The following is a 13150-nucleotide window of genomic DNA, read 5'->3' as shown; positions in this document are numbered from 1 at the left end:
AACGGATGTAACAATAAAAAATCACTCTGCTAAAGCAAATAGCTGAATGATGTAACAATTCATAAACGCTTTTTTAATTGAACGTTCAATTAATAAAAATTATAGTACCAGCTCACCCTTGATGTACAGCGCAGTTTGTTTTGGATTTGCAAAAGTTTGTAATTCACAAAAACAAGGCAGCTTTACCGCAGGCTCTTGCTTTCAAATCACACTGCACTGTAGATCATCCGGCAACAAAACGATGGTCATGGATTTATGCAAAAGAAAAACGAAGAGGTGCAAGATAGTCTGAATAAAGTGGTCTTTTATTTTTCGGCAACGCTTATTCTGCTGTTTTCTATCATCACCATTTTATTTAATGAACAGGCCAATCAGGTTATTACCAATATTTTAAACTGGGTCAGTGCGACCTTTAGCTGGTACTACCTGTTGGCGGCAACACTGTATCTGGTCTTTATCCTGTTTATCGCCTGCTCACGTTATGGCGAGATTAAATTGGGTCCTAAACATTCCAAACCGGAATTCAGCCTGCTGAGTTGGTCGGCGATGCTATTTTCTGCCGGAATCGGGATTGACCTGATGTTTTTCTCGGTGGCAGAACCGCTTTCCCATTATATGCATCCACCGGTGGGCGAAGGTGAAACCTTTGAAGCTGCACGTCAGTCCATGGTCTGGACCCTATTTCACTATGGTTTAACCGGCTGGAGTATGTACGCGCTGATTGGGGTCGCACTGGGCTATTTCAGTTATCGTTATAACTTGCCACTGACCATCCGTTCGGCACTCTATCCCATCTTCGGTAAAAAAATTAATGGTCCAATTGGACATACAGTAGATACTGCTGCGGTACTCGGGACGATTTTTGGTATTGCCACCACCTGCGGTATTGGCGTCGTACAATTAAATTATGGTCTGCATGTGCTGTTTGGTTTACCGGAAAATCTCTGGGTCCAGACCGCTTTAATTCTGGTGGCCGTGATTATTACTATTTTTTCTGTCGCTGCGGGGGTCAACAAAGGTATTCGCATTCTTTCAGAGATCAATATTTACGTATCGATCGGATTACTGCTGTTCATTCTATTTGTCGGCAATACCGAGTTTTTACTGGGTGCCTTGATCCAGAACTTTGGCGACTACATCAGCCAGTTTCCTCAACTGTCTTTGACCAGTTTTCCTTTTGAGCAGCCGAAAGAATGGATGAATAGCTGGACCTTGTTCTTCTGGGCCTGGTGGATCGCCTGGTCACCTTTTGTGGGGCTGTTCTTGGCACGGATTTCACGTGGTCGTACCATTCGTGAATTTGTCACTGGGACTTTGGTTATTCCATTGTTATTTACCCTGACCTGGTTATCTATTTTTGGTAACAGCGCTTTATATAGCGTCATTTTTGATGGTAATACTCAGCTTGCAGCGACCGTTCTCGACAACCCGGCCCACGGTTTTTATGATCTGTTAGCGCAATATCCCGGCTTTATGTTTACCGCAGGCGTGGCCACGATTACCGGTTTATTGTTCTATGTGACCTCGGCAGATTCTGGAGCACTGGTACTGGGAAATTTCACCACTAAATTTAGCAATATCGAGCATGACTCTCCACGCTGGCTCAGTATTTTCTGGGCGATTGCGATTGGCTTGCTGACTTTGGCGATGCTAATGGCCAATGGCGTGACCGCATTACAGAACACCACGATTATTATGGGCCTGCCCTTTAGTTTCGTGATTTTCTTTGTGATGGCTGGCTTATATAAATCTTTGCGACTTGAAGATTTCCGTCAAGCCAGTACCAGCCTGAATGCAGCACCTGTGGTCGGTAATGTCGATATTTTTAACTGGAAGAAACGCCTCAGTCGGGTCATGCTGCATCCCAGCTTGAGCCAAACCCGAAACATGCTGGATGACGTGTGTAAACCGGCAATTCAGGCTGTGGCCAGCGAGCTAATCAGCAAAGGGATACACGTTGATGTACAGGAAAAACCGGTTGATCATGAACCTGAACTTTATCATCTGGATTTAGTCATTCAGCTGGATGAAGAAGAAAACTTTGTCTATGCCATTTGGCCAGTACGTTATGACACGCCAAACTTCAGTGCCCGCGGGAAACGCACCAAACGTTATTACTACCGTCTGGAAAGTTACCTGTTTGAAGGTTCTCAGGGCAATGATCTGGTGGGTTATAGCAAAGAACAGGTGATCAATGACATTCTGGATAAATATGAACGTCATATGATGTATCTGCATATCAACCGGATTAGCCCGGGTAAACGCCCACTATTTCCGGATCGCGAATCTTAGGATAAGACCCATTAAAAAAGGATTGAATAATGTCAGAAACTTTAAATGCCTTTGCCCTGTTCTTCTCCCTGCTCAATCCTTTTTTGATGAGTATTTACATGCTCGGAATTATCCGTAATTCCGAGGCCAAAGTATTCAACATGGCATTGATTCAGGGCAGCCTGATCAGCTTTATTGTTTTTATCATTTTTGCCAAGACTGGCGAAGCTTTCTTTCAGGAAGTGCTGCACGTCCGCTTTGAATCCTTCCAGATTTTTGGCGGTATTATCTTTCTGGTGATTGGCTATCGTTATGTATTTGAAGGTGCTGATACGATTGGGGTCATGCGTGGTGCACCTAGTCACCTGGCGGGCACCATTGCCATGCCCTTTATGATTGGTCCGGGAACCATTTCGGCATCCGTGATTACCGGCATTCAGCTCAGTTTATGGCAAACCATTCTGGTGATTTTCTCTACCCTTTTTCTGACATGTAGCCTGTTAATTCTAATGAAATATTTACATGATCATTTACAGCATAAATACTCTAACTACATCGATTTATATGTCGATATTGTCGGTCGTGTTGCTGCGCTGCTGATTGGGACAATTGCGATTGATATGATTGTCACGGGCGTCAGTGGCATCATGCAGGGTTAATTCAATCATTATAAAAGCCGTCTTAACTGCTTGTTGCGCGTCACCAGCCCTAAGACTTTTCGGCGTGCCATAATATCTTCTTGACTGCATTTCAGCATTTCAATGAGTTGTTCAATAGGTAAATTATTATTTTCAATCAGTATAATGTCCTGCTCACGTGTCCAATGAGCCGTGAGCAATTTAGCGGTTAATTTCTTGGTATTTACTCTCATTCATTTCAACGCATCATCAATCAATTGATTTCAGTTTAAAACACTTTAAATCATATGCTGTTGAAGTCTGGTAAATCCATGTTTATCAAGTTATAGCACCCTTTTCACTGTGCTCAAGGCGTCTTTGGGTTGACTCACTGGACTTTGACTGGTGACGCTGGTTTGCACATTCGATTTGAGTACATAATGGAGCTTACCTTCTGCATCCTTGGTGATCGACTCAATATCAATATTACGTACCAGTTGACCATTAATCAGTAACCTCGTATTCGGATCTTGTTTGATTTCAATCAGATTTTTAGAGCTCAACTGTTCCGTAGTGCTTTTATCATAAAGCGCCATCGGGCTATCCAGATTTTCTTCAGCATATTTTAAACGCTGCTTTAAAGATGGATGCCGTTGCATAAATGCAGGTAATTTGCTTTGTATCGGGTATTCTTTCAGAAAAGTCGGATAGAACTGAGCGAATACTGCAATTCCCTGTTTAGGGTTATATCCTGCTCTTGCCATGAGTTCGAGTCCCAACAAATCTGCTTCTTTCTCCATGCGGCGCTGATAGGTACTACCATACCCATCATGCAATACGCCCGTAATCAGTGCTGAAGTTCCTGCTGTTGCCCAGGCAGTTCCCACTAAAAGTGGACTTACAATATATTTCCAGCTCTGTGTTTCACGCTGGTGCTCACGAATAACATGTGCCATTTCATGCGCCAGAATGTAAGCCAGCGCTTCATCATCCAGCATCGCACGATTTACCATTTTGTAGCTCATGAAAATCATGCCATTAGCCAAGGCACCTGCATTAGATTTGTCTGAATGATAAAGATGAACGCCCCATTTAATTGTCCGATCTGCTGAAATGTAATGATCTGTATAAGGAATCATCCTATTCATAATTTTCGCACAACGTATTTCAGCTTCACTTAAATATTCTTTTTCGATAAGTCCCGTTTTTTGGGTAAATTTACGCTTCGCCTGTTCAACGACCTGATCTTGAGATAACAACATGAGTTGTTTACGGTCAGCTCCGTGTCCCATATGAGTGGTATTGATACAACCCGTTAGAGCCCCAACAGCAATAAGTGCTGAAAATAAATTTTTCATACAAAAAATTACATTTTATTAACATTTGCTTGTAGTTTTAGCGGAATTCTTTCAAATTGTGAAGCTGTATTTAATAAATGTTTGGTCACTATTCCAGTGCTAATCACTTAGAAAATAATTTTTTAAACTAAGCTTCTGAATTAATTATTTTTATATTAAAAATGAGAATTGGTTAAGGTTAAATCAAGATAAGATGAATTAAAGCAAATAAAGAAGATTAAAAAAGTAGCAGTACTCATTTCCAACTTAATCCTCTCTTTTATTCATACAAAAACAATCTGAAAAATCATTCATGCGGATTTCGTGTCTATGAAGTGAATTTGAAACAGTAAATACATATTTAAATTGTATCTCTCTTCAATGGCTTCTATTTTTAAAGAATTAAGATAAGCCAAGGAGATCGAGATGAAATTAATAACAGCAATTATTAAACCATTCAGACTCGATGATGTACGTGCTGAACTTTCTCATCAGGGTGTTCATGGTTTGACAGTCACTGAGGTAAAAGGTGCCGGACGCCAGAAAGGTCACTCTGAAATGTATCATGGTGCTGAGTATAGTGTTGAATTCCTTCCGAAAGTAAAAGTAGAAGTTGCCGTCCCGGATGAAAAGGTAGATCAGGTGATTGAAGGTATCATTAAAGCGGCATGTACCGATAAAATTGGTGATGGCAAAATTTTTGTCACTCCTTTAGAGCAGGTCGTGCGAATCAGAACCAGCGAAACTGGAGTAGCAGCAATTTAGGCATCTTTTGTAAAAGTAAAAATTTATCTCTACAGAAATGCTGTTTATGAATCTATGCAAATTATATTTCAGTTAGTGGATCTCTATACTTGCAGAACAGCTCACCCATCTCATGATGAAGTGAGCTTTATTCTGGAAAGCTTAAATATTTATTTTTGAATTTTAGCTTCGACTGTTTTGGCATGTAAGACTTCGCTATCTGCTACCGTTACTTTCTTTTTCTCAAGGTATTCTGCTGCCTTAGCAATATTTTTTTCTGCAAAATGCAAACCACCCTCACCTGCCATAGTGACGGTCGTAAACATGCAAATGCCACCTAATAATGCGAGAGTAAATATTATTCTTACTTTCATCGCTTCCCCTCCAAATTTGTAATTACTGAATTGATTTTTCTTTGTTTTAGATTAAGCAATTATTATTCCAATTCTTAAATTGGATATATTTTATTCATTATAATCTAACATAATATTTATCAAATAAAGCAATGTAATATCAATCACATATTTTTACCTAATCTTCCCTTTATAAAGTTCAGATGAAATATAAAGAAAACCTCAAAAATGCTTCATCTTTGAGGTTTTAAGATAGGCAATATTCTGTTTTGAACGTAGGTCTTGATCCTGTTTTTATTTTTGAGTTTTAGGCAGGAAGAAACTCAGTATGCCCAATAATGGCAGGTATGAACATAACTGGAATACCCAGGCAATGCTGGTATGATCTGCCACATAACCTAATCCTGCTGCTGCGATCCCACTGATGCCAAACATTACGCCAAACATCAAACCGGCAATCGTACCCACACGGCCTGGTACTGCTTCCTGAGCATACACCACCATCGCTGAAAATGCTGATGATAAAATCAGGCCAGCGAAAATTGAAAAGATACAAGTCCAGAATAAATTGGCATACGGCATGAGTAAGGCAAATGGTGCCATACCTAAAAAGGAAAACCAGATCACTGCATTACGGCCGATCCGGTCTCCAATGGGTCCACCAAAGAAAGTGCCCAAAGCGACGGCGCCCAAAAAGGCAAATAGATAGAGCTGCGCATCTCGGATTGAGATACCAAATTTATCAATCAGGTAAAAAGTAAAATAATTACTGATGCTCACGGTATAAGTAAATTTGGCGATCATCAGGATACCAATGACACCAAGCGCACGGATTAAAGTGATTCCATGCAGTTTGGACGCTGCTGTAGCACCCATCTTTTTCAGTTGTGTCTGGCTATTTGTGATGGTCCAGCGGCTAACCTTAAATAATACAAATATGCCAAAAGCAGCAAACAGCATCAGCCATGCCGAAGATGCCTGTCCATTCGGAATAATAATTAGTGCAGCCAGTAACGGTCCTACTGCAGAGCCACTATTGCCACCGACCTGAAAGGCTGATTGTGCAGTACCGAGCTTGCCACCAGAAGCCATACGCGCTACACGCGATGCTTCCGGATGAAAAGTCGAAGAACCGATCCCAATAATTGCAGCGGAAACCAGCAGCATTACAAAGCTCTGCGATAAAGCTAACAGCAGAATCCCAAACAGGGTAAAGCCCATACCGATCGGCAAAAGATAAGGCTTTGGATATTTGTCAGTATAGAAGCCCACCCAAGGTTGTAATAAAGACGCCGTCAATTGATATACGAGAGAGATTAAGCCGATCTGACCAAAACTCAGGTCATAATTAGTTTTCAATAAGGGATAGATGGCTGGTAAACAGGCTTGAATCAGGTCATTTAAGAAATGTGCAAGGGCAACAGCAAAGACAATGGGTAAAACCATTTTTGAGGCAGACCGCGTTACTTCGGTCTGTGCAATATCCGTCATATTCATCCATGTAGCATTCGGTAATGGCTGAAGATTATACGCCAAGCCAAATTACTTGAAATTTATTTTATTTTCTATTTATAAATATTCTTAAAAAAGGTATTTCAGTGAATTACTTAGCTGATGATCCTGTAATTCAATAATTTCTGCATCCAGCTGTTCCAGCTCTTCATGATGATGGGTCACATAAATCATCGGCACCTGTATTTCATCGCGGATGCGAGTAAAAAATGGCAGGATCTGCTGTTTCAGTTTGGCATCCAGGCCAGTCAACGGCTCATCCAAGAGCAATAATTCAGGACTGGACAACAGCGCCCGCCCGATCGAAATACGCTGTGCTTCCCCACCCGATAATTGCTGAACCCGACGCTGCAATAGATGATCAATTTCCAATAATTCAGCAATCTCCTTTAATTGGAATTTTTCCTGTTCCAATTTGCCCCATTTTTTGGCGTAAAGCAGGTTCTGTTCAACATTCATATGTGGAAACAGCATCGCCTGCTGAAATACCAAGGCGATTTTACGCTGATGGATGGGAATATGAATTTTCTGGTTTGCATCAGTCAGGATCTGTTTATTTAAATGAATATGGCCAGATTGTGGTTGATAGAGCCCAAGGAGTAATTTAAGAAAAGTAGTTTTGCCTGCTCCCGAAGGTCCAACAATTCCCAAGACAGAATTCTGCATCTGGACTGCTGCATCTAAACTAAAGGCATCCTTTTGATAATGAAACTCACATTGCAGCATTAGCGCTCCTGAATTTTCTGCTGATATTTTTGCATAATCCAGTAATTCGCTAATAATGCTGCAAAAGCCAGACCTAGAGATAAAAGCACCAGTCGTAAAGCCATCTGTTCGCCATCAGGTTGCTGTAATAGGGAATAGATCGCAATCGGAATGGTGCGGGTTTCGTCAGGAATGTTGCCAACAAAGGTGATAGTGGCACCAAACTCGCCCAGACTGCGGCTAAAACAGAGAATACTGCCAATCAGAATACCGGGCAACGCCAGCGGTAAGCTGATACTGCAAAAAACTTTATAGGGCTGAACACCCAAAGAATTTGCTACCTGTTCCAGTTGCGGATTAATCATTTGAAAGGACAACCGGATCGGTTGCACCATTAAGGGGAAAGCTACAATCATGGCGGCCAGCACTGCACCTTTCCAGTTAAAAGCCAGCTGAATGCCCCACTGCTGCAACCATTGTCCAATCCAGCCATTGCCACCAAAGACGATCAATAATAAATAGCCCAATACCACAGGTGGTAAAACCATCGGCAGGTGCAACAGTGTTTCCACCACATATTTCAGACGAAACTCATAACGTGCCAGAATCCACGCCAATAAAATGGCAAACGGCAAACTGATCGCTGTGGCAAAACCTGCAACCTTTGCTGACAGATACAATGCACTGAGTTCCTCTGGTGTCAGCATACTGGAACCATCCTAGAGTTTAAAACCATAGTGCTGATAAATCTTTTTCGCCTCGGTATGCTGACTCATAAAACGTATGAATTTGACTGCATCGGCATTTTTACTGCCCTGCTGAGTCAAGGCAATTGGATAGACAATCGGGCTATGCGTATGAGCTGGAAAGACCCCAGCAATTTTCACTTTTTTACTCTGTAACGCATCGGTCTTATACACGATCCCGGCCTGACATTCACCACGTTCCACAAAAGCCAACGCCGAACGAACACTATCTGTTTCGACAATGCGGCCTTGCAGACCCTTTAACCATTTCAGATTGGTTAGACTCTGTTTGGCATATTTGCCAACAGGCACAGATTCCATTTGTCCGGTACATACATACCCCTGAAAGGACTGGGCAAAATTAAATTGAGAACTGGCCTGAAAGCTTTGCTGACGCTGTAAAGGACTGATTAATACCAGTTCATTGCTTAATAAGGGCTTTACTTGAGATCTAGCTATTTTTTGTTTTTTTACCAGATAATTCATCCAGTCCTGATCGGCAGAGAAAAAAATATCAGCCGGTGCGCCAGTTTCAATTTGTCGGGCGAGCGATGAAGACGCTGCAAAGACCAGCACTAATTTGATTGAGGGATACTGTTTTTCATAACGTCTGGCAATCTCCGTCACCGCATTGCTCAGACTGGCAGCCGCATAGACTCGGACGGTACTTCCGGCCTGGATTGAACAGGACAGGAAAACTGCACTGAATAAGATCAATCCCTTTTTCATCGGTGACATATTCCTTAAATAAACAGACCTTGCAGGATTTGACCGGCCTGGATGCTTTGCGCTGCCGGAATACGGACAATACAATTGGCCTGCATCAAGTTACTAAGCATATGCGACTGTTGCTTCGGCAAGCTGGAAAGCTTTAGCATTCCCGATTCAAAACTTACTGCCATACGCAAAAAACGTTCCCGGCTATCGGCTTTCAAGTCATGACTCATTACTGCACTAAACCATTGTGGTAATTGCTTTTGACCTTGCAACGTACTGATTAAGGTTGATACATAGACCTGCATGCCTATATAGACTGCAGCCGGATTACCCGGCAGACCGAGTAAATAACATGGACTTTGATCGGGTCGCTCAGATTTGGCGAAGAACATTGGCTTGCCAGGTTTCTGTTTGACTTTCCAGAATAACTGTTCAAAACCAATTTTCAGTGCGACCGGACGGACAAAGTCATAATCTCCTACCGATACACCACCGGTGGTCAGAATCAGACCATACTGGGTTCTCAGCCTTTGAAATAGCGCGCTGACCGCCTGTTCGGTATCGGCAACATGCATGATCTCAACCTGCTGGTTTCTGGACTGGAACCAGGCTTGAATTAAAGGAGCATTGGCATCAAAAATTTTGCCGGAATTCAGGTCTTCCACAGTGTCAGCCACTTCATCCCCAGTAATCACCACTGCAATTTTAGGATAGTGGTAAACTGAAACTTCCCGGATACCTGCCATACTTAAGGCTGCAATTGTCCCAATACTGAGCTGCTGCCCCTGAACAGCCAGGCATTGGCCCATGCAAATTTCTTCACCCGCTTGACGAATATTAGCATCCAGTCGCAAGGCTTCAGTCAAGATAATGGTCGAGTCCCTGAGCTGTACAATTTCCTGTCGTGCCACCGTCGTGGTCTGCAACGGAATTTTCGCACCAGTAAAGATGCGTACTGCCTGACCTGGTTCAAGTATCAGATCAGCTCCCTGTCCAGCACGAATTTCACCGATCAGTTCAAAACTGCTTTCTGCTGGCATGTCGATATCCATACAGATGGCATAACCGTCTACAGCACTTTGCGAAAATATCGGCAGCTGAGTTTTTGAATAAATATCTTCGGCTACGAAACGGTTCAGTGCCTGACTTAAGGGCAGTGTTTCAATGGCTAAATGATCAGTATGATCTAGAATCATCTGCAGAGCCTGATCGACAGAAATTAGGCCGGGTTCACTGCCACAGGCGGAATATTCTGTCGTTACAGCAGAGTTCATTCATAGCCTCCTGCATGAGGAATATTTTTCTGTACATCAAACAGATGTACGAGTGCAGGTAAAATCGCCACTAAAGATTCTTTGGCCCCTTGACGGCTACCCGGTAAGGTAAGGATCAGGCTGTTTTCAATATAACCTGCGACACCACGGCTCAGTGCTGCGTAAGGTGTACGACGTTGACCAAAACTGCGTGCAGCTTCCATCAGTCCCGGAATTTCACGGGTTAGTAAGGGTTGAATAGTTTCCACCGTCAGATCTTTAGGGCCAAGTCCCGTACCACCCACTGTCAGAATTAATGGATAATCATTTTTTTGCTGTTCAATTAAAGCTTTTAGCTGTTCAGGACTGTCCGGAATCACCTGATACTGGATATAGCCAAAATTAGCTTCTTCCAGAATTTCCATCACATTCTGCCCGGCTGTGTCGGCTTTCTTGCCAGATGCCACGGTATCAGAAAGTACAATGACAGAGGCTGGTAAATGTTCTTTCAAAACACGAGTGAAATGTGATTTTCCACCCTTTTTTTGCCCCAGTTTAACCTGATCCAGACATAATTCTTCCGGCTCACAATGTGGTTTCAGCATATCGTAAAGGGTCAAACCTGCCAGACTGACTGCTGTCAGTGCTTCCATTTCCACACCCGTTGGACCAATCGTTTCCACTACCGCAGTAATCACTACATGGGCTTCTTCAAGCTCATATTCCACATCGGTCCGATAAATTGGCAGTGGATGACATAGAGGAATGAGTTCATCAGTACGTTTTGCGCCTAAAATCCCTGCGATCCGGGCGGTTTTTAGCGCATCACCTTTGTCGGTATTACCATTACGCAGTAATTCAATGCAGTGTGGCGGCGCATGCAGAATCCCGGTGGCAATAGCAGTGCGGTAACTCTCCGGTTTCATTCCGACATCTTTCATGGCTTATCCTTCTTGAATCTTTTCATTTTTTACTCAAACTTGAATTTATAGCGGCCATTGATAAACAGGAACATCTGGCTGGATCAGGTTCAAAGGCAATTTTTCCGATTTATGTGCATCAGTACAGTTATGCGTATGCACATGCTTTCTATGAGTGTGATGATCTGAACCCTGGTCACGACGAATGCAGCAACCTTCGACATATTGGCTACTGCCATCCATATAGAATTCTTCTTTCCAGACCGGTACTTCATGCTTGACCCGTTCCACGGCTTCTTCGCAGGCTTGAAAAGCTTCCCGACGATGTGATGCATAGGCCATGGCAATAATGGCGATATCACCAATATCCAGTGAACCGATACGATGTACAACTCGGACATAGGACACGTCATATTCAGCCTGAATTTCCTGCTCGATCTGGCGAATCATCTTTTCAGCAACAGGTGCATAAGCGGTATATTTCAGTGCTTTAACCGCTTTACCTTCATGATGATTTCGTACTGTTCCAATAAAAATACCGATTCCCCCACATTCAGGAAAATATTGAATCCCATCAAATACGTCCTGTTGCAGCGGTGTGTCCTGAATACGGGCAAATTGTTTCAGTTCCATCTCAACCTCCTGCGACCGGTGACAGCAACACTAGAGTACTGTCCTGATTTAATCGAGTCTGACGAGAAATAATGTCTTCACCGATGGCACAGGCACAACGCTCTAACAGGTTGAAAGCTTCTGGAAAGGACTGAATGACTTTATTGAGTACATCGGCGACCAGACTGTCTATCTGACATTGCACAGTTAAATCTTGAGGTAACTGACGTTCGATCGCACCGAAAGATTCGATTTTGACGGTAATCGATGATTGAAGTTTTGTAGTCATCTTAGCCTCCTATCATATGCATGCTGATTTTTCGGAAATTTGAATGGGTTTTATGGGAGGGATTGAACAGTCTTTGCTGAGCCTGAATGGCCTGAAAGCCAGCAGCTTTATTCCAGATATAGGGTTGCAGCTGTTGTTGCAGGGTTTGTTCAGCTGATGCTAGGTGCTGTCTTAACTGTTGAATACTGTTTTTGAGTTTTAGACCTTGAGTTGAGAATAAGCAGTTAAATAATTCACCTTGAGCATTCAGTCGTAAACGGTCACAGTTACCACAGAATGAATTGGTAATCGTTGAAATAATGCCGATCGACATACCGTCAATGTAATAGCTTCGTGCTGGATTAGCCCCCTGACCTTGTCTGATCTTTACTTCAAATACTTGTGCCAGTTGATCCAGAATGTCCTGCTCGCTAACCACATGATCACGTGACCAGTTCTGGTCGCCATCGAGTGGCATAAACTCGATAAAACGCAATTCAACTTGTTCGCGTTTGGCCCAGTGTGCCAAAGACAGAATCTGGTCATCATTGATGCCTTTGATGAGTACTGTATTAATTTTGATTTGAAAGCCAGCCTGCTGGGCTGCTTGAATGCCTTCTAATACGGGTTGCAGTTTTTTTGCAGTTAACTGTTCAAATTGCTCTGCATCCAGACTGTCCAGACTGATATTCAGGTCATCTAGCCCAGCCTGCTTTAATTCTGCTGCATATTGTTTGAGATAATGACCATTCGTAGTCATTGAAATACGTTTCAGGCCGATTTTTTTCAGTTGTTGTACTTCAGCAATAAAATGCACCACACCTTGGCGCATTAAAGGTTCGCCACCGGTAATCCGAATCTGTTCAATACCACGGCGAACCATGAATTCACAAAAATGATAGAGTTCTTCAAAGCTGAGTAAATCGTGTTTTTTCATCCATTCCGGATGTTCTGGCATGCAATAAACACATTTAAAATTACAGCGATCCGTCACAGAGATACGGAGCTTACGCTTATTGCGTCCAAACTGATCCTGAAATACCGGGACTGGTTCAGCCTGCTGTAAAGGATTGATGTGGTTCATTGCTTATTCCA

Annotated in this window: 15 protein-coding genes; 3 read left to right on the top strand and 12 right to left on the bottom strand. The window is 42.7% G+C overall.

The annotated features are described in order from the left end of the window. The first annotated feature begins 255 nt into the window (after positions 1-255). Together ACTJIX_RS05225 and ACTJIX_RS05220 are read left to right on the top strand one after the other, a co-directional pair. A complete protein-coding gene (locus tag ACTJIX_RS05225; RefSeq protein ID WP_005222100.1) occupies positions 256-2292 on the top strand; it encodes a choline transporter in 2037 nt (678 codons plus the stop codon). Positions 2293-2321: 29 nt separating this feature from the next. Next, positions 2322-2930, top strand: a complete 609-nt coding sequence (locus tag ACTJIX_RS05220; protein ID WP_004894827.1) for a MarC family protein — start codon at positions 2322-2324, stop codon at positions 2928-2930. 8 nt (positions 2931-2938) lie between these two features. Here the strand turns inward: ACTJIX_RS05220 and ACTJIX_RS05215 are convergent, their stop codons facing one another. Beyond that, positions 2939-3142 (bottom strand): hypothetical protein, encoded by a 204-nt coding sequence (locus tag ACTJIX_RS05215; protein ID WP_004894830.1) that lies wholly within the window; start codon positions 3140-3142, stop codon positions 2939-2941. A 90-nt stretch (positions 3143-3232) separates the two neighbouring features. Continuing rightward, the gene (locus tag ACTJIX_RS05210; protein ID WP_334136289.1) at positions 3233-4246 is read right to left on the bottom strand and encodes a M48 family metallopeptidase; all 1014 of its coding nucleotides are present in this window, start codon (positions 4244-4246) and stop codon (positions 3233-3235) included. 405 nt (positions 4247-4651) lie between these two features. On the opposite strand from ACTJIX_RS05210, the gene ACTJIX_RS05205 reads away from it, so the two are divergent. Next, positions 4652-4990 (top strand): P-II family nitrogen regulator, encoded by a 339-nt coding sequence (locus tag ACTJIX_RS05205; RefSeq protein WP_440611243.1) that lies wholly within the window; start codon positions 4652-4654, stop codon positions 4988-4990. A gap of 149 nt (positions 4991-5139) precedes the next feature. Here ACTJIX_RS05205 and ACTJIX_RS05200 read toward each other — a convergent pair whose 3' ends face one another. The 10 genes from ACTJIX_RS05200 to moaA all read right to left on the bottom strand — a co-directional run bounded on the left by ACTJIX_RS05200 (position 5140) and on the right by moaA (position 13139). Further along, entirely contained in the window at positions 5140-5343 is a 204-nt protein-coding gene (locus ACTJIX_RS05200) for a hypothetical protein (RefSeq protein WP_004894837.1), read from the bottom strand. Positions 5344-5616: 273 nt separating this feature from the next. Next, positions 5617-6819, bottom strand: coding sequence for an MFS transporter (locus tag ACTJIX_RS05195; protein ID WP_004809388.1), 1203 nt, complete (start codon positions 6817-6819; stop codon positions 5617-5619). An 84-nt stretch (positions 6820-6903) separates the two neighbouring features. Further along, complete coding sequence (locus ACTJIX_RS05190) at positions 6904-7560, bottom strand: ATP-binding cassette domain-containing protein (RefSeq protein ID WP_440611242.1); 657 nt, start codon at positions 7558-7560, stop codon at positions 6904-6906. Continuing rightward, positions 7560-8246 carry a molybdate ABC transporter permease subunit gene (gene modB / locus ACTJIX_RS05185; RefSeq protein ID WP_048882720.1) on the bottom strand — a complete coding sequence of 229 codons (687 nt, stop codon included), beginning with the start codon at positions 8244-8246 and terminating at the stop codon, positions 7560-7562. The genes ACTJIX_RS05190 and modB overlap by 1 nt, the downstream gene beginning before the upstream one ends. A 12-nt stretch (positions 8247-8258) precedes the next feature. Continuing rightward, positions 8259-9014 carry a molybdate ABC transporter substrate-binding protein gene (gene modA / locus ACTJIX_RS05180; RefSeq protein WP_440611241.1) on the bottom strand — a complete coding sequence of 252 codons (756 nt, stop codon included), beginning with the start codon at positions 9012-9014 and terminating at the stop codon, positions 8259-8261. A 14-nt stretch (positions 9015-9028) separates the two neighbouring features. Continuing rightward, positions 9029-10276 (bottom strand): molybdopterin molybdotransferase MoeA, encoded by a 1248-nt coding sequence (locus ACTJIX_RS05175; protein ID WP_314295786.1) that lies wholly within the window; start codon positions 10274-10276, stop codon positions 9029-9031. Next, on the bottom strand, positions 10273-11196 hold the full coding sequence (moaCB, locus tag ACTJIX_RS05170) for a bifunctional molybdenum cofactor biosynthesis protein MoaC/MoaB (protein ID WP_334136288.1): 924 nt from the start codon (positions 11194-11196) through the stop codon (positions 10273-10275). Before moaCB ends, ACTJIX_RS05175 begins: the two co-directional genes overlap by 4 nt. A gap of 45 nt (positions 11197-11241) precedes the next feature. Beyond that, positions 11242-11808, bottom strand: coding sequence for a molybdenum cofactor biosynthesis protein MoaE (locus tag ACTJIX_RS05165; RefSeq protein WP_005222117.1), 567 nt, complete (start codon positions 11806-11808; stop codon positions 11242-11244). A 1-nt stretch (position 11809) separates the two neighbouring features. After that, a complete protein-coding gene (locus ACTJIX_RS05160; protein WP_004809395.1) occupies positions 11810-12076 on the bottom strand; it encodes a MoaD/ThiS family protein in 267 nt (88 codons plus the stop codon). A gap of 1 nt (position 12077) precedes the next feature. After that, entirely contained in the window at positions 12078-13139 is a 1062-nt protein-coding gene (gene moaA / locus ACTJIX_RS05155; protein WP_163171323.1) for a GTP 3',8-cyclase MoaA, read from the bottom strand. Positions 13140-13150 lie beyond the last annotated feature (11 nt).

It is taken from the genome of Acinetobacter sp. 22323 (assembly GCF_052044895.1).
Taxonomy (GTDB): domain Bacteria; phylum Pseudomonadota; class Gammaproteobacteria; order Pseudomonadales; family Moraxellaceae; genus Acinetobacter; species Acinetobacter schindleri.
Note: the sequence above shows the minus strand (reverse complement) of the source record. Positions and strands in the feature narration are given on the sequence as shown.

Bases quoted from the DNA above. Each gene is read 5' to 3' on its own strand.
- ACTJIX_RS05225 (WP_005222100.1), top strand. From the start codon at position 256: ATGCAAAAGAAAAACGAAGAGGTGCAAGATAGTCTGAATAAAGTGGTC.
- ACTJIX_RS05220 (WP_004894827.1), top strand. From the start codon at position 2,322: ATGTCAGAAACTTTAAATGCCTTTGCCCTGTTCTTCTCCCTGCTCAAT.
- ACTJIX_RS05215 (WP_004894830.1), bottom strand. From the start codon at position 3,142: ATGAGAGTAAATACCAAGAAATTAACCGCTAAATTGCTCACGGCTCAT.
- ACTJIX_RS05210 (WP_334136289.1), bottom strand. From the start codon at position 4,246: ATGAAAAATTTATTTTCAGCACTTATTGCTGTTGGGGCTCTAACGGGT.
- ACTJIX_RS05205 (WP_440611243.1), top strand. From the start codon at position 4,652: ATGAAATTAATAACAGCAATTATTAAACCATTCAGACTCGATGATGTA.
- ACTJIX_RS05200 (WP_004894837.1), bottom strand. From the start codon at position 5,343: ATGAAAGTAAGAATAATATTTACTCTCGCATTATTAGGTGGCATTTGC.
- ACTJIX_RS05195 (WP_004809388.1), bottom strand. From the start codon at position 6,819: ATGAATATGACGGATATTGCACAGACCGAAGTAACGCGGTCTGCCTCA.
- ACTJIX_RS05190 (WP_440611242.1), bottom strand. From the start codon at position 7,560: ATGCTGCAATGTGAGTTTCATTATCAAAAGGATGCCTTTAGTTTAGAT.
- modB (WP_048882720.1), bottom strand. From the start codon at position 8,246: ATGCTGACACCAGAGGAACTCAGTGCATTGTATCTGTCAGCAAAGGTT.
- modA (WP_440611241.1), bottom strand. From the start codon at position 9,014: ATGAAAAAGGGATTGATCTTATTCAGTGCAGTTTTCCTGTCCTGTTCA.
- ACTJIX_RS05175 (WP_314295786.1), bottom strand. From the start codon at position 10,276: ATGAACTCTGCTGTAACGACAGAATATTCCGCCTGTGGCAGTGAACCC.
- moaCB (WP_334136288.1), bottom strand. From the start codon at position 11,196: ATGAAAGATGTCGGAATGAAACCGGAGAGTTACCGCACTGCTATTGCC.
- ACTJIX_RS05165 (WP_005222117.1), bottom strand. From the start codon at position 11,808: ATGGAACTGAAACAATTTGCCCGTATTCAGGACACACCGCTGCAACAG.
- ACTJIX_RS05160 (WP_004809395.1), bottom strand. From the start codon at position 12,076: ATGACTACAAAACTTCAATCATCGATTACCGTCAAAATCGAATCTTTC.
- moaA (WP_163171323.1), bottom strand. From the start codon at position 13,139: ATGAACCACATCAATCCTTTACAGCAGGCTGAACCAGTCCCGGTATTT.